9 protein-coding genes are annotated in these 17852 nt (G+C 36.5%); 1 reads left to right on the forward strand and 8 read right to left on the reverse strand.

The window, feature by feature from the left end:
* Positions 1–11: 11 nt before the first annotated feature.
* The 5 genes from AC0L3Q_RS06425 to AC0L3Q_RS06445 form a co-directional block, all read right to left on the reverse strand.
* Positions 12–656 carry a response regulator gene (locus AC0L3Q_RS06425; protein ID WP_073322061.1) on the reverse strand — a complete coding sequence of 215 codons (645 nt, stop codon included), beginning with the start codon at positions 654–656 and terminating at the stop codon, positions 12–14.
* Positions 646–2745 carry a tetratricopeptide repeat-containing sensor histidine kinase gene (locus AC0L3Q_RS06430; RefSeq protein ID WP_473285823.1) on the reverse strand — a complete coding sequence of 700 codons (2100 nt, stop codon included), beginning with the start codon at positions 2743–2745 and terminating at the stop codon, positions 646–648. Before AC0L3Q_RS06430 ends, AC0L3Q_RS06425 begins: the two co-directional genes overlap by 11 nt.
* 104 nt (positions 2746–2849) lie before the next feature.
* Entirely contained in the window at positions 2850–3767 is a 918-nt protein-coding gene (locus tag AC0L3Q_RS06435; RefSeq protein ID WP_473285824.1) for a sensor histidine kinase, read from the reverse strand.
* On the reverse strand, positions 3734–5014 hold the full coding sequence (locus AC0L3Q_RS06440) for a tetratricopeptide repeat protein (protein WP_473285825.1): 1281 nt from the start codon (positions 5012–5014) through the stop codon (positions 3734–3736). The genes AC0L3Q_RS06435 and AC0L3Q_RS06440 overlap by 34 nt, the downstream gene beginning before the upstream one ends.
* A 136-nt stretch (positions 5015–5150) precedes the next feature.
* A complete protein-coding gene (locus AC0L3Q_RS06445; RefSeq protein ID WP_473285826.1) occupies positions 5151–6452 on the reverse strand; it encodes an exo-beta-N-acetylmuramidase NamZ family protein in 1302 nt (433 codons plus the stop codon).
* A gap of 8 nt (positions 6453–6460) precedes the next feature.
* Here AC0L3Q_RS06445 and AC0L3Q_RS06450 point away from each other — a divergent pair, with 8 nt between their 5' ends.
* Positions 6461–7702: an ABC transporter permease gene (locus tag AC0L3Q_RS06450; RefSeq protein ID WP_473285827.1), complete on the forward strand. Its 1242-nt coding sequence runs from the start codon at positions 6461–6463 to the stop codon at positions 7700–7702.
* 44 nt (positions 7703–7746) lie between these two features.
* Here the strand turns inward: AC0L3Q_RS06450 and AC0L3Q_RS06455 are convergent, their stop codons facing one another.
* The 3 genes from AC0L3Q_RS06455 to AC0L3Q_RS06465 all read right to left on the reverse strand — a co-directional run bounded on the left by AC0L3Q_RS06455 (position 7747) and on the right by AC0L3Q_RS06465 (position 17849).
* On the reverse strand, positions 7747–8448 hold the full coding sequence (locus AC0L3Q_RS06455) for a hypothetical protein (RefSeq protein WP_473285828.1): 702 nt from the start codon (positions 8446–8448) through the stop codon (positions 7747–7749).
* A gap of 98 nt (positions 8449–8546) precedes the next feature.
* Positions 8547–16961 carry an MBG domain-containing protein gene (locus AC0L3Q_RS06460; protein ID WP_473285829.1) on the reverse strand — a complete coding sequence of 2805 codons (8415 nt, stop codon included), beginning with the start codon at positions 16959–16961 and terminating at the stop codon, positions 8547–8549.
* Between the two features lie 441 nt (positions 16962–17402).
* Positions 17403–17849 (reverse strand): T9SS type A sorting domain-containing protein, encoded by a 447-nt coding sequence (locus tag AC0L3Q_RS06465; protein WP_473285830.1) that lies wholly within the window; start codon positions 17847–17849, stop codon positions 17403–17405.
* Between the last annotated feature and the right edge of the window lie 3 nt (positions 17850–17852).

Below are 17852 nucleotides of genomic sequence, written 5' to 3' on the forward strand. Positions count from 1 at the left end.
AACATTAGATTTTAGTGCTCTATATATTTCATTTTGAGCGCATATTTTGTCAACCCAGCAACGTTCCTTACATTCAGTTTGCTCATTAGGTTTTTTCGGTAACTCTCTACAGTATGCTTGCTTAAAAACAATTGATCTGCAATTTCTTGTGTGGTAAACTCTTGAGCGATGAGTGTGATTACTTCGACTTCCCGTTGTGTTAATTTTACACTTTCTTTCTTCTTGTTGGATAGTTTGTTTTGAAGATAAATGTCTTTTATTTCTTTAGAAAAATATTTTTCTCCTTGTAGAATGGTTTGGATTGCTTTAAGAAGCTCTTCTTTTTCTGCGTTTTTGGGTACGTATCCGTCAACATCATTCTCGATGAGGTCATCAATCATTTCAACATCACTATGCATACTTACCACCAAGGTTTTAATATGTTGATTTTTCTCTTTAATAATCTTGTTTAAAGAAATCCCATCGAGTTGGGGCATGGATATATCTGTAATAATGAGGTCAATTTTCTCGTCAGGATTAATTTCCAGGTATTTAGCGATATGCGAACCATCTTTACTGGATAACAAAACATTGTAATCATTTTCAGAATTAAGAATGCTTAATAAGCCGTCCAAAAACATTTTATGGTCGTCAACAATAATCAAATTATATTTCATAAGTGGTTGGTTTGAGATTGTTAATTTCAATATTGATAATAGTCCCCCTGCCTTTTCTAGAGTCAATAATTAAGGATCCATAGACTTTTTCTAATCTACTTTTTATATTGACAAATCCTAATCCTTCGGCAATCTTTTGAATATCAAACCCAACTCCATTATCCTCAAAAATAATATTTACAGTATCTTCTTTCGCCATATTGATATGCAATTCAATACTACTGGCTTCTGCATGTTTAATGGTGTTAGTGATAAGTTCTTGAATAATCATAAAGATTTCAATTTGTAATTCTTCGCTAAGGTCATCAATTTCTTTTCTGGGATGTAAAGAAAGATGTGGGGTAATGCTACTAGAAGATCCAATTTTATCCAGGTATTCCTCAAGAACATCGCAAAACTTATTTTTTCCGAATCGTTTTGGGATGAGGTTATGAGATAGGTTTCTTACTTGCTGGTAGGTTTCGTCTATTTGATGGTTGATATTACCAATTAAGCGTTTATCTTTAATTTCAGGACTATTTAATTGTAACTTGATCGCGGCAAGATTACCTCCTATGCTATCATGTAACTCTTGTGCAATTCTTTTTCTTTCTTTGTCCTGTCCTTCGACACTTGCTTTGATTACTTCTAATTCCTGATCTTTTAGTAAAGAAGCAATCTTTTGTTGATTCACTTCTTTTTCTTTTACATTTAATTTGCTTTGAGTTTGCAGTTTCTGATAGTAGATCGCCAACAAACCAATGATAGGGATGAGGATGATCAAAAAAGAATACAAAATAATATTTTTGATTGTTTTTTGACGAGCAAGATTTAACTCTTGTAGTTCTTGATCTTTTTTTAATAAACTAATCTCATTAACTCTTTTTTCTGAAACATTTTGAAAAGCAAGAATTTGATTCTCGTTTTCCTTTTTTTCAATTTCTTTTTCGAGTTTTAAATTCTTAATCGCTTCTTCCTGGTTTTTTAGTTTTAGCTCGCGATTGGTATTTTCTACCTTTAATATTTTTATAGCTCTTTCTTTTTCAAGTGTATTGTATTTTACTTCCAATTCATTTACTTCTTTGTCTTTGTCCAATGTTCGTATGGAATCTAAGATTTCGGTATACTGGTCGCTGTATTTGAGTGCTTTTTTATAATCATTTTGTAGGATAGCAATTTCTCGTAAACGATAGTAGATTGTTTTTTGATTCTCTAATAAATTTAATGCTTTCGCTTTTTCCAAAGCTTCAAAGATCAATTTTTCGCCTTCATCATATTTGGCCAGCAGACTTAGTATGCGTCCTTTTTCGAGCTTACCCATCACTTCCATCCGTTGAAAACCATTATTTTCTGCGATTTCTATAGACTCACTTACGAATGCTAATGCCTGATTTAGTTTGTCTATCTTTTTGTAGTTGACCGCCAGATTGAACGAGATGGTTCCGATACAACTTTTTCTATTATTTTTTCGGCATATTTCTAGTGCCTGTTCGAGATAATTAATAGACTCAAGGTAGTTTTCTCTATATCCGTAAATATTGGCGATATTGACAAGACATCCAAAAACCATTTCTTTATGTTCTTTATACTCGCTGCATTTTTTATAGAGATCTAAAGCGGTATCTAATTCTTCTGGCTTATTGGAAGAGTTCGTAATTCTATTGGCAAGACCAAAAGCATTGACATAATAAATACGCTTGTCATCATATTTTTGAGATATTTCAATACCTTTTAGGTACCATTTTTTTGCTTTGCTATTAAGGCCTATTGATCCATTGATACTCCCTAGCCAATGATATGCCAATCCGTAAATGTTACTTCTTAGTGTGTCGTTTTCAAAATCTTTTAGAGCCAATACTCTTTTGGCGTGATAAATAGAGGAATCAATTTCGGATCTTTTATTGAAATAAGCAGTTAGTATGAGATGTAAATCAGCTTTAAACCTAGTACTCCTTACTTTTTTTGAAGTAAAGTGACTGTTAATTTCCTGATACACTTTTTTGTTGTTTTCCCCATTAATTGTACTATTCGTTAAGGCTTGCAACTTTTTAACAATTGTTCTTTCTTCTTTTTTGTTATAATAGTTAGAAGCCTTGTCTTTGCTATCCATTTGGGCGCTAACTCCTGTAGAAAGACCTAAGAAAATAAGTAAAACAACTCCGATTACAACATTGAATGGAGTTCTAGAAAATAAGATGTGGTTGGTAATTGTTTTCAGGGGTTTACTAGTTTTTGTTCTTGCTTTTTTTGACTGGGTTGTGTTTGGATTTCAATGTTAATAACGGTACCTCTATTTGGTCTGGAGTCAATATATAAGATTCCAGATATATCTTTTAATCTGCTTTTTATACTTAAAAAGCCTAATCCATTTTTTTGCTTTTCAGTATTGAACCCAATTCCATTGTCTTCAAAAATAATATTCAAATCGTTATTTTCCCCCAAATTAATGTGTAATTCTACCTGGGATGCTTGGGCATGTTTAATAGTGTTAGTGATCAACTCTTGAATAATTTTAAAAATTTCTACATGAAGTTTTTCACTAAGATAATCAATTTCTTTTCTGGGGTACACTGCAATAGACAATGCTATGTTACTTGCATTACTAATCTTGCTAAGGTATTCTTCAATAACATCGCAAAAGTTATTTTTCTTAAATTTTTTTGGAATCAAATTATGCGAAAGACTTCGTACTTGCTGGTAGGTTTCGTCAATTTGATGATTTATTCCGTTCATATAAGATTTGTTCTTAACCTGGGGGCTATTCAATTGTAATTTGATAGCAGCAAGATTACCTCCAATACTATCATGTAACTCTTGCGCAATTCTTTTCCTTTCTTTATCCTGCCCTTCAACGCTTGCTTTGATCACTTCTAGTTCCTGATCTTTAAGTAAAGAAGTAATCTTTTGTTGATTCACTTCTTTCTCTTTTACATTCAATTCGCTCTGGGCTTGTAGCTTTTGATAATAAATAGCCAAGAGACCAATGATAGGAACAAGTATGATTAAAAAAGAATATAAAATAATATTTTTTATCGTTTTCTGGCGAGCAAGATTCAATTCCTGAAGTTCCTGATTCTTTTTTAATAAATTAATTTCATTTACCCTTTTTTCTGAAGCATTTTCAAAAGCCAAAATCTGATTTTCGGTCTCCTTTTTTCGATTTCCTGCTCTAGTTTGAGGTTTTTGATCGCTTCTTGCTGGTTCTTTACTTTAAGATCTCTATTCGAATTTTGAATCTTTAATATTTTGATTTCCTTTTCCTTTTTTAAGGTTTCGTAACGAACCTCTAGTTCATTAATTTCTTTGACCTTTTGTAGTTTTACTATAGAGTCTTTTACCTCAAAATATTTAGATAAATGATGGAGTGCATTCTTATAATTCCCTTGATCAATTGCAATTTCTTTTAGATTGTCAAGAATATTGAGTTGTTGATCAAACAAACCCATTTCTCTGGCATGGTATAGGGCAAGACTGTAGATCAATTCTGCATCTTTATTGTTCCCCATTTCCGAAAACACGCTTCCAATGTTCATTCTTCCAATCAATTCTATACGGCGTAAATTGATTTTGCTACTCACTTCTACGGTTTCTTCATACAATTCGATGGCACGATCATGATGGCCTTGGGTTTGTGCATTCACACCTTGGTTGAGCAATATGACGGCAAGTGCACTTTGGTTGTTTTTTTGCTGACTAAGTTCTCTTCCTTTTTGTAAATATTTTTCGGCTGTTTCGTAATCTTCCAGACCAGAGTAAATCATACCAATATTGATATAACTTCCAAAAACGATTTCCTCATCATCTTCATAGGTAATGCATTCTTTGAATAGCTCCAAGGCTTTTCCATATTCTCCGGCTTCACTATAATTTAATGCCAGTCCATGCGAATTTGTATAATACAGATTTTCTTCGTTGTATTTTTGGGCTTCTTCTATTCCTTTGAGATGCCATTTTCTGCTTTCCTCAAACAGGCCTTGATTTTTATAATTGGTTCCAAGAATGCTATACGCAGTAGATCGAAATTTGGCCTTTGTAGAATCTGTACCAATATGGTTATACTTTAATGCTTCTTTGACATAAAAGTTTGAAGAGTCGATCAAAGTTTGATTTCTGAAATGATACGCCAGGAGTAAAAGGCTATTACTGGCAGCCTTTTCTGTTTTTAAAGATTTTCGAAGTTCATGTGCTCTCTTGTAAGCTCGGTCATATTCCTTATTATTAAACCATTCGAATGCCTCATCGATTAATCGATCTTCAAGCTCTTGGAGGGTGATTTCCTTTGGGACTTTCCCAAGACCACTAGCATCACTTTGTCCTGAAACCCAATGAATGCATCCAAACATGCCAATGATAACGTATCGGAGGATGAATTTAGTCATAAACAAAGATATTAATTCTAGAAGACCCTTCTATCCCTGAAAACAGGGGGTATTATATAGAGAAAGAAGTGGTTACAATATGGACATCATTAACCGAGTAATTTGATGAACATTGAAAATCTTGTTTGTCTAATGGCTATGGATAAAGCAAATACTGCTTTCTCATTTCCATATATTTTCTAAGGTCATCACTCCATGACTTTTTGATTTCTGTCACGCTTACCCCTTCCATAATTTGTTGCTGTAATTTTTCGGTTCCAGCATGGGCAGTAAACGATTTGGTTTTGAAGAACTTTTCTTTGTCGGTTGAGTTTTTATAAGCGTTAACCAACCACCATAGATTGATGGCTTTGAGGCGTTTAGTTTTGGTTAAATCGTTTCCATAGCAAACTTCTCCCTGGTGTTTTGGATATTTGGCACCAAAATTAGGTTTGGGGGTATAGGCAAAATCATACTTGTCTATAGTAAGATCCGGAGAACCGTATATCTGAAACTGAGTTTCGGTACCTCTTCCCGCATTGATGGTGGTTCCTTCAAAGAAACCAAGACTAGGGTATAGGTTGATGGCTGTATCATTGGGTAAGTTTGGCGAAGGTCGTATAGGCAAGCTATATGAAGTGTTATGAGTATAATTTGCAACAGGAATTACGGTAATATTGCATTTTAGCTCATTGCCTAACCAGCCTTGTCCATTCGTCATTTTGGCATATTCTCCTATAGTCATACCATGAACCAGGGGGATAGGGTGTACACCCAAAAAACTAGTGTGTTCAGGTTTCATGGTTGGGCCATCGATATAATGAGCATTGGGATTTGGTCGATCCAGAATCAATAAAGGAATATTATTTTCTGCACAGGCCTGCATTACATAATGTAAGGTAGAAATGTAGGTGTAAAACCGAACTCCTACATCCTGAATATCGAAAACCATGATCTCAATACCAGATAGGGATTCTTTTGAAGGTTTTTTATTTTTACCATGCAACGAGATAATGGGTAATCCTGTTTTGATGTCTTTTCCGTCGGCTATTAATTCTCCTGCATCTGCTTTTCCTCTAAATCCGTGTTCTGGAGCAAATACCTTCTTGATGTTTATATTTCTTGATAATAAGGTGTCTATCAGATGAATATAGTTCTTGTTGGTGATTCCTTCTCTAAAAATCACCGTGGTTTGATTTCCGACAATTCCCACCTTTTTGTTTTCAAGTAAAGGAAGATACTCCTCTGTTTGATTGGCTCCAACCAGTATTGGATCTTGATTTTGTACGGTGTCATTTACCACGATCTGATCAGACACAACCTCTGGATCAGAGGGAGATGAGGCGCCAGATCCCTTTTTTATTCCACTTATACAGGAAATAAAAATCAGAGAAAGGAATAAAAATGTATTTTTGAACCTATCTATCTTTTTGGAAGATGCATTTTTAATAAAAACCATAATTAAGCTTGAATTTCGAGTATTTTATCGCTAAACGCCTTATCAAAGGTAAGGAACATAAAAGTAGCATTTCGACTCCTATTGTAAAAATTGCGATTTCTGCCATTGCGATTGGTATGATTATGATGTTGATTACTGTAGCTACGGGGATAGGTTTACAACGTAAAATACGGGAAAAAGTTGCCGCTTTTAACGGTCATATCTTAATTAATAGCTTTGATAACAACAGTAGTGTAGAGACTTTGATCCCAATATCCACAAATCAAGATTTTTATCCGGACTTTGATGATGTGGAAGGAATTGAGCATTTGCAAGGAGTAGCTACCAAAATTGGATTGATTCGTACAGAGACTGATTTTGATGGTGTTGTGGTAAAAGGTATAGGTAAGGATTACAATTGGGAATATTTTAAAGAATATATCATCGAAGGACGAATTCCTGATTTTACCAATACTCTCAATAACGAAATCCTTTTATCTTCTCATTTTGCCAATCGTTTGAAATTAGGAATAGGGGATAAAGCGATTACCTATTTCCTGAAGAAAAATGGGAGTTCTAGTTCTCGACCCTATATCAGAGCTTTTGAAATCGTGGGAATTTATAATTCAGGGTTTCAGGAGTTTGATGAGACCTATTTGTTTGCAGATATACGGCATATACAACGCATGAACAAGTGGAAAGAAGATGAAGTAGGGAATTTTGAGGTGTATATTGATGATTTTGAAAAAATTGATGCCAAAGGACAGGAGATTTATGAAAATGTTCCTTCTACCTTAGATAGTCAAACCATTACTTTGAAGTATGCCACTATTTTTGAATGGTTAAAACTTTTTGATCTCAATATCATAGGTATTATCGCCATTATTATTCTGGTTGCAGGAATTAATATGATCACGGCTTTATTAGTGCTAATCCTGGAGAAAACACCTATGATTGGTGTTTTGAAGGCGTTGGGAGCAACCGACTGGACCATTAGGAAAGTGTTTCTATATAACGCGGCGTATCTTATTGCCATAGGACTTTTTTGGGGAAATCTAATAGGAATCGGATTGCTTTGGATTCAAGATATCTATGGGGTGGTACGCCTTAATCCCGAAACCTATTATGTAAGTACCGCACCGGTATACATTAATATTGGATATATCTTATTATTGAACTTGGGTACTATGATATTGTGTTTAATCATGTTGTTGATACCCTCTTATATTGTGTCAAAAATATCACCTACCAAATCGATTCGATTTGAGTAACCGCATAAAAAAGGAGGAACAATGTCCTCCTTACTTAATTTCTCTTAGTTGCTGGAAGTAAAATTCCAGACTTGTCCTATGGTGACTCCTTGTTTATCGTCTTTTACGACCACTCTCCAATAGTATTTTGTGTTTGGTGATATAGTGATATCGATAGATGTAGTTGTTAAATCTGCTGTTAACAACGTAGGAGGATTGGTTTCTCCCAGGTAAACATCATAGGTCAATGGATCACCATCGGTATCTGATGCATTCCATTGTAAAGTAGTTGCGGTACCTGTTACAGTCGATCGTAATGCAGGAGCAACTAATTCGGGAACAAAAGGAATGGAATTAAATCCAGGTTCTGGTTCGGTAAAGAACGATTGTACTTCAGAATAAGGACTTTCATTACCATCGTCGTCTGTTGCCTTCACTCTCCAGAAATATACAATTCCTTTTTCTAGGGTAAAGGTTACCGAAGTCTGTGTAGTATTCGCAGAAAACAAAATTTCGTCGAATGTGGATTGAGATGAGATTTCGATGGTGTACGTGAAATCGGTTGTTATATCTGATGTAGATGGATCCCACTCAAAATTAAGATTGAAATTAGTACACGTTAAATTATTGGTAGGAAATACCATCTCAGGAATCGATGGGATGGCATTGATATCTGATGGATTATCCACACGAATACTGGTAGTATCATCTCCGCTACAGGCAATTAGCAGGATTGATGTACATAAAGTGATATATAGTTTTTTCATGATAAGATCTTTAAATGGTTTTAAAATTGTTGTAATTATCAGATGAAGTCGAAACTATTGGTAATGTGGGTTTCGACTCCACCTGATTTTAGAACAGACTATTCTTTAATAATTTTGAATGTTTGTGAAATCCCGTCTTCTACAGTAACAAAGTAGATCCCAGCAGGAAGATTTTCCATTGGTAATTGTACTCTGCCACCCACAACGTTATATACTTTTGATGAAACCATAGTACCCAAAGTATTGTGTATGCTTACTGTTACTGAACTTGACTCAAATTTTGGTAAAGCCATAGTTACATTCGCTTTGGTAGGGTTAGGGAATACACTCATTTGATCGAATGGATTGATTGTAGTAGATAGTTTCCCTTCACAAGCTACGCTTGAAGTCACTTCAATTTTATCACCATTTTGAGCATTGATCAAGAAGCTGTTACTATCATATTCACCCACAAATTGATCATTGAGCATCAATGTAAATGGAGCTGTTCCCGTTTCGATCTCTACATATACTTGTTTGTTATTTGCTCCGTTACTTACTGTTGTTTTTCCATCTAGGATTGGAGCTTCGTCAATTTCCATTTCAAAACATTGTTCGCAATTGGCAAAACCATTAATGCGGATACATACGGGGTACTTTCCTGGTGCAAGATCTGTGATTAGCAAACGAGATGTGAAATTGTACGTCTCGTTATTTACGGTAGCCACATAATCTAAATTTGCTACTGCATTAATCAATATATTCCCGTTGTTTTTGTCCGCACAAGTCTCACTCGAAGTTTGTATCTGGAAGTTATCAATTGGCAGATCAGCAAGTGGACAACCTTCGACAACAGTTAGTACTTGTTGTACGTCGTTGGCAGGATTCCAATTACTATCACCTGTCTGGCTAGCGGTAATTGTTGTGGTACCAATACCAATGATTGTTACGATATTTCCTGTTATTGTGGCTACAGAAGGATCAGAACTAGTATACGTTACTGCTAATCCCGAAGAAGCCGTTGCGTTTAGATTAAAATCTGGGCCATCAACAATCATGGTGTCTAACGTATCAAATGTGATGATTTGATCGGCTTTATCTACCGTTAGTAGTTGCATTACATCGGCTGCTGCGGTATAATTACCATTTCCACTTTGAGAAGCTGTAATCGTTGTAGTACCAGCACTCACAATGGTTACCGTGTTTCCAGAGATAGTCGCTACCGATGGATTTGAGCTCGTATAGGTTACTGCCAAACCTGATGATGCTACTGCATTCAGACTAAAATCCGGATCTCCAAAAATAACGTTGCTAAGTGGCCCGAAGGTAATTGCCTGAGATGCCTGAGTAATTGCAAATGTATTGTCTACAAAACTCAATGCATAATTATTACCTGCTGTTACACTTCCTAATTGGATGGTGTAATTCCCCACATTTTCTCCTACAGTTCTGGAAAGACTTCCTGAGAATGTATCTCCAAATTGCAGCAGTCCGGCTGTAAGTTGATAGGTCAATACTGGATCCGTTGTTCCAAAGATTTTGCTTGCCGGATCAGCAGTAATTTCAAGAGCTCTTTGCCCGATAGTCAGATCGTTTGATACAAAGGAGATATTGTAATTGCCACCAGCAGTTACCGTTCCTTGTTGTATCGCATAATTACCTACATCTTCTCCCGTAACTCTGGAAAGATCTCCAGATAAAGCATCACCAAATTGTAGTGCTCCATTGGTAATTTGATAGGTTAATGCAGGATCAACATCTCCATAAGTTTTGGTTTTACTATCTGCTGTTATTTCTAGAGATATAGGCGTAATACTAAGATCATTACTTACAAAATTGAGGGTATAGTTTGCATTAAGGGCAACACTTCCTTGTTGTATCGCATAATCACCTGCATTTTCACCTGTTACACGTGTTAAACTACCTGTAAATACATCTCCAACAACCAGACTACCAGCTGTAATTTGATAGGTTAATGCTGGGTCTGCATCACCATAAATCTTCGTTTTGGCATCTGCAGTGATTTCTATAGTTCTTCGACCAATCGTAAGATCATTACTGATATAAGTTAAGTTATAATTACCATCGAGGGCCAAAGTTCCCTGGTTAATGGCATAATTTCCTAAAGTTTCTCCAGTTACACGCGTTAAATTTCCAGTAAAGGCATCGCTAAACGCTAAGGAACCACTGGTAATTTGATATGTTAGGGTAGGATCTGCTTCGCCATATGCTTTATTCAGAACATCAGCGGTAACTTCGATAGCTCTTTGACCGATAGTAAGATCATCACCCATATAGGTCATGGTATAGTTACTTCCCGCGGATAACGTTCCTTGGTTAATAGCATAGGCACCTACATTTTCGCCTGTAGCTCTGGATAAAGCACCTGTAAATGCATCACTAAACTGTAGTGCTCCATTAGTAATTTGATAACTTAAGGTGGGGTCTGCATCTCCATATGCTTTGGATTGTGCATCTGCTGTAACTTCAATAGCGCGAGCAGTTATATCCAAACTTACCGAACCAGCATTGGTATAGGTAATCGCGTAAGAAGATTGTCCTCCGTTACTGGATGTAAATCGAGCAGATAATCCTCTTATCTGGTACCTCCCTACATTTTCTCCAGAAACTCTAAAGGTTCCAAAGGTTTCTAAGGTATCATCAAATGCTAATGATCCTTGAGTGATAACATGCGGCCAGGTTAGATCTGGGTCAGCATCTCCGTATACCTTCTGTATAGGAGCAGCAGGAACCACTCTAATAAATCTAAAATCAATATATAAATTACCTGGGACAAAAGTAAGGTCATAGTTTACTCCTAGTGATAAAGTACCTTGGTTAATCGCATAGTTTCCTTGTGCTTGTCCAGCTGCTCTGGCTAAGGCACCCGTAAAGGTATCGCTAAATTGTAGCGAACCGTTAGTGATCTGATAAGTCAATGCAGGATCAGCATCTCCATAAATTTTTGTTTTTGCTTCCGCGGTTACCTCAATAGCTCTTGTAGTAATTGTAAGATCATCGCCTACAAAACTGATAGCATAATTCGAATTGATACCCAAAGTTCCTTGATCAATAGCATAGGTTCCTGCATTTTCCCCTGCAGCTCTTTCTAGGATTCCGATAATGGCATCACTACCCGCCAAACTACCAGAAGTGATTTGATAGGTAAAAGTAGGATCGGCATCACCATAAGTCTTGGATTGTGCGTCTGCAGTGATTTCGATAGATCTAGCTATAATTTCAAAGTTATCAGATACAAAAGTTACGTTGTAGTTTGTTGTAGTTGCATCCAGGGTACCTTGGTTAATAGCATAGGTACCTACATTTTCACCGGCTAATCTTGTTAATGCTCCTGATAATTCAAATGAACTGAAATCATAAAATTGATTTGTAGTATTTCCACTCTCTGGGAAAGCACTTAGACTATAAGTTAAAGCTGGATCTACATCACCGTATCTTTTAGTTTGATTGGCATTAGCCGTAACCGTAACTTCTCGTTGTACAATTTCTAAAGGTACATAAGGATACACAAACCTATAATTTGGATGAGAATCAAAGGGTTGTAACCCTCCACCAAAGACTCTAGTTCCATTGGTATACGTCCCTATATTTCTTATGGTAAGGCCTAGATTTATATCATAATAATCTACTCTATATTGAAGACCACTTGGAGTTAATACGTTAATATCATCACCATTTACAAATCCAGTCACGTTTAGTGGTACTGTACCTGTTGCATCTAAAAAGAAACCATATTCTATAGTACTTATAGCTGGAGTAACCTCTAAGTCCTTTCTATCTACCACCAATACCTGTGGTACAGCTGCAGCTGCATTATAATTAGCATCGCCTGCCTGATTAGCTGTAATGGTTGTAGCACCTGCTCCTACAATAGTTACTGTGTTTCCAGATACAGTAGCCACACTAGTATTAGAACTTACATACGACACTGTTAAACCAGAATCTGAAGTTGCGGTTAAATCAAAATCAGCATCACCATACATTACATCAGTTAAAGCCCCAAACGTAATCGCTTGGTCTGCTTTGGTAATTTCTAAAGTATTAGAAACGTAAGTGATTGCATAATTGCCATTATCCAGTGTTCCTTGATTAATAGTATAAGTACCTACATCTTCTCCGGTTGTTCTCGTGAGGTTTCCTGTCAATACATCACCACCTAGTAATGATCCTGAGGTAATTTGATACGTCAAGGCAGGGTCTGTATCACTGTATGCTTTACTTTTAGCATCGGCAGTTACTTCAATAGCTCTTCTACCTATAGTAAAATCGTAAGTATCACTGCCTTGATAGGTTGGATCTGCTACATCTATAGTAGTGGTAATGCTATAATCTCCTGCATTTGTTGGTGGAATGGGAGTTGGTCCATATGTATTTCCGTCGTAATCTTCTCCATCATAAGAGATGGTATAAGCGGGAATAGACGTAATCACATCATCATTGCTGTCTGTAAGACTTGTAATAGTAACTCCTTGTGGGTTTCCATTGTAGGTTAAACTTCCAGAACCAAAATTAAAGGTTACATTCTCTTTAGTAAAGATCGTTAATGTAGCGCTTGCACTTCCGAAGAAATTAGCATCAGCCGTATCTACATAGGCAAAAACTTTATACTCTCCTGCTAAGGTTGGAGGTGTAGTTCTTTTAGAATAAGATGTTCCATTGATTCCTTCATAGGTTATATTTACAGTAGGAGTTGGTGTTGCTGCTACCCCCGGACTCGTTTCAATACTACTTACCGTAGCAGGTTTTTGAGTGCCATCAAATTGTTGTGTAAGATCTGCAAGCGTTATAGTTACCTCTGTTTTATCAGTGATTGTCAAAGTTCCTCCCGGATAGAAAATAGCATAATTACCTGTTCCAGTTTCGCGAACTGATACTGGATAACTTCCTATTTCTATAGGGGCTGCCTCACTAAAATAGATTCCTACTCTGTATTGTATTCTTAAAGGGATATTTTCTCCAGATAATCCTGTTGCAGTAGCTTCAAAAGTTTTAGGACTACCATCGTATGCTTTTGTTTGTGGGCTGTCAGGAGTAATGCCGATCTGATATTGATTAATACTAAAACTGCCCGTTACTGATCCAAAATAATTAGGGTCAGCTGCATCAACTGATGCGATTACTGTATAATTACCTGCATTAGTAGGTGGGGTAGCCGAAGGGCCATAAGAATTTCCAAAGAAATCACTTCCCCTATATGTGAAATTTACAGTGGGTGAAACAGGACTTCCATCAGAAATTTTAACAATACTTGAGATATCTATAGCTTGTCTTGGATTTGCATTATAAAAAGTTGGATATAAATCAAATCGATCTAAGGTAATAGTTACTTCTTCTTTATTGGCAATGGTAAAAACTCCTGTTTGCAATTGAATCGCATAATTTCCGGTAACTAATATAGGGTCTCCATCTCCAAAAGGATCTTCTCCTAGTATACAAACACCAGTAGCACAAAGACCTCTCGAATCGAAACTTGCGGGTGCCTGGGCTGTTGGGTCAATTGAAATCACATAGGTGCCTTCTGTTTCTCCTGGTTCTCTTACTAAAGGAACCCAAATTCTTTCTTGAAAGCCTAATTCACCTGAAGTAAATGAAAATGTTAATGATGGATCTGCATTACCAAGAGTTTTGGTAATATTATTAGGTGTGATTTCTAAAGTACTAGGTCCCGTACTTGTTACAGAAATTGGAGTGCTACCTACGACTACGTTATAATTAATGTCATTAGGAATGAATCTCGTGTAAATTGAAGAAGAGAAACCGCTGTTGTATGCTAATGAGGTAACTCCTTCGGTAATTCTTCCAGAAAATGTATTCGAAAATGAATTATAAAAGGTGTAGTATTCAAAAGTACCTGGTACATTGGCGGTTGCATTTAAGTACGAGGCATCTAGAGGAACACCTGCAACGATACTTGCTGGTGCGCTCCAGGTGATTACCGGATTTAATTTATTAATGGTTACCGCAAAATCTTTGGAATCAGCTCCATAAATTCCATTGGCTGCTGCACTTACACGAACTGTGGTATTTCCAGCATTTCCGATAGTGAAAGTAGTTCCTGAAATAGTACTTCCTGTGGTATCACCAACCAAACTGAAACTAACAGCACCTGCCGAACTTGCATTTCCGCTTAAAGTAACATCTGCACCTCCAAAAGTTAGACTTGGATTGGTAAAATCAATGTTTAATGTACGCTGCGAAAAGGCATATCCTGTTTGCTGGTAGTTGTAGATACCATCCTGTAGTGCATAACCATATACCACAAAATAGTAATCTGTATTTTCAGTGAGTCCATCAATAGATAGATTAGGTGTATTTGAATTTCCTGCATATATGATTTGCTCACCACTTGTATAAGTGGTACTTGCAACAGGTAATGTATTTCCAGGGTTGATCGCTGTAAACGAATTAGCAGTGTTTGCTACTATTACATAACCATTTATATCAGCCGCAGCAACATCAGTAGCAGATGGAGTAAAACTATCAATTTGCAAACCGCTACGGGTTACATTAGATAGTAGCTCATTACTTGCTAAATTTGCTGTAATTGCCTCAGTTTTTTGACTAAATGAATATCCTGTCTGTTGAAAATAATAGTTACTATCACAAAGTCTATAGGCATAAACGGTAAAGTAATAATCGGTATTTTCAGTAAGTCCAGAGATATTTAGATTAGGTGTGTTTGAACTTGCAGTATACACCACTTGTTGTCCACCTGCATAAGTTGCGCTCGATGATGGTAGTGTAGTACCTGTAGCTAATGGTATAAAGGAATTAGCTGTATTCATTACCACCACATAACCCGTTGGGTCATTTCCAAAAGTATCACTAGAAGGAGCATCAAAACTGTCAAGGTTTAATGAGTTCATTTTTACTGAAGATACCCCAGCATTACTGGTTAGATTTGAAGTAATACCACAGGTGGCATCAGAATGACTTGTACCCAAAGCTTCGAAAAAATAATTACCATCTGCGCACGAATTATAACCATAAGCCCTAAAATAATAGGTAGTATTCGCACTTAAGCTGGTTACATCTACTGATGAAGTAGCTAAAGTAGATATAGCAACGGCTTGTTGCCCACTACCAGAGTATGAAGCATCCGCAATAGGTAAAGAGGTTGCTGTTGTTGGAGCAGTAAACGAATTTGTATCGTTAATAAAAATAACAACACCATCTATTGTTGCCGGTTTGGTTTGCTGCACCTGAACAGAAGTTTCTGTCTTAGCAGCATTATTGGCCGCCAACCCTATTTGGCTATCCATAGGACTACCACAAGTTGTTGAGGAAGCTGCAAGTGCCGCGTTTTCAAGATAGAAATTACCTAGACATTCGTTATATCCATATACTTTTACATAGTATTGGGTCAATTCGTTTAGACCTGTAATGGTAATATCAGGATTGCTTGAAGTTCCTGCATATACCACTTGTTCTCCAGAACCTGAATAGGCTGTACTAGCAGAAGGTAAACTTGCAACTGTTGTGAAATCTGTAAAACTATTAGTTGTATTTACTTTTATTACATATCCATCGGCATCAGCTACGGCATCATAACTAGTAAGATTGATACTGCTATTAGTTTCGGTTCCAAATACAAGATTTGCAGTAGGGTTAGCTGGTGGTACACAGGTTTTAATTGCTGTACTACTACCAGCATTATTGTAAAAGTAAAAATCACTATCACAAATTGTGTAGGTGTATACTTTTATGAAATATTCCGTTTCGGCTGTTAGTCCAGTGATACTAATATTTGGACTAGCTGATGTGCCAGAATATATAACTTGTTCTCCAGAACCTCCATAAACAGTGTTGGCGACGGGCAGGATATCAAAGTTATCCATTTGATCGGTAAAGCTATCAGTGTCGCTAATTTTTACCATGTAACCAGTGGCTCCACCAACAGGAGGAGTGATGGAGTTTAGATTGATGGAGTTTGCCGAAGCTACGGAGTTTATTACGTTAGCAGCATTAGGATCTTCGCAAAAAGTGGTACTATTCGATCGTACTGTAATACGAGCGTCAAATCCAGATTGAGCATTGTATAAACCATCCTGACCTCTGACTTCTATAGAATAATAATAATCGGTTCCTGTGTAATCTAACAAATGGCGAGAAGTAATAGAATTTTTAAGCTCTACCTGGCTTACCATAGGCCCATTATGACTACCACTACGAGTTACTAACCATACATTTGGGTTGACATATGTGATAAATGGACGTGGATGCACTCTTACTCCTTGGTAATTGTGATACAGATAACGATCTGTACCAGGAGTAGGGGTGATATGCCAAATATCAATGGGGTCATGTTGACCAAATGGGTCATTGTTAATGATACTTCCCCAGAGGCTCTCTCTATCAAAAATTTCTTGAATTCCTGCATCGCTAAAAGCGTTGTTGGGTTCTATTTCTAGTAGGTTCTGTGCAGAAGCACTGAAGATACCCACCAGAAAAAGTAAAATGACGTAATAAGTCCTTTTTAAAATCATTGTTGGTTTGTTACATTGTTTCATCATAAGAGGTTTTATTAGTAATTTGGAATCGTTTATGCATACTCAACTCAGGTATGCGGGCATACTTGAATTGGATTTTGATACTATTTGATATGGATTAACTAAGCGCCAGTATGGATACTATTGCTCATTTTTGTTGGTAGAAAAAACCAACATGCTTTTAGAAGATTGAACCATATGGTAGGTTGATCGTAGGAATAGTAGTTTTTTTTCATAAGATTAGGGGTCTTAGTTATTATTTTGGTCGATCAGCACATTTTAATACCGCTGTCTAATAGGTATACAGCTAAGTTTGAGGATACCCTATTTTTTTGTGTAACTTTTTTTAAAATTTTGTGGACCCTAACATATTAGGTGTTTATAGCGGTAGTATCTAATACATTTTTTTAAAAGAAAAAGCACCCCACAACTTTGTAAAAAAAGTATGGAGTGCTCTTAAAGATTTTAGTCTTTTACAACTCTTTTGGTTATAATCTCTGTAATTGTGGTAATCTTAACTAAATACACTCCAGAGGATAAGTGAGAAATATCAAATCGATTTTCTTGTGTTTGAAACACCTTTTGTCCTGATATGGAGTAGAGTTCTGTTTTTTGAATGCCCTCTCCTTCGATGATCACCAATCCTGATGTAGGATTAGGATACAACGAAAAAACTGTAGGAGGGTCTGGATCTATGGTTATTACAGCATATGGTAACTGATGAAACCCTTGTGTGAGTATGACATCCTCGGTATGGATCGTGCTTATTGCTATTTCACCCAGTGTGTAGTCCAACAAGATTCCATTACCCACCAGAGTAGTTCCTGCAGCACCAATCACTTGTCGTTCTATATGTTGTGCGGTTACCGATACACCGAGAAACAACACAATTATGAATAGATATGTTTTCATTTG

The organism is Aquimarina sp. KJ22-3 (genome assembly GCF_055808215.1).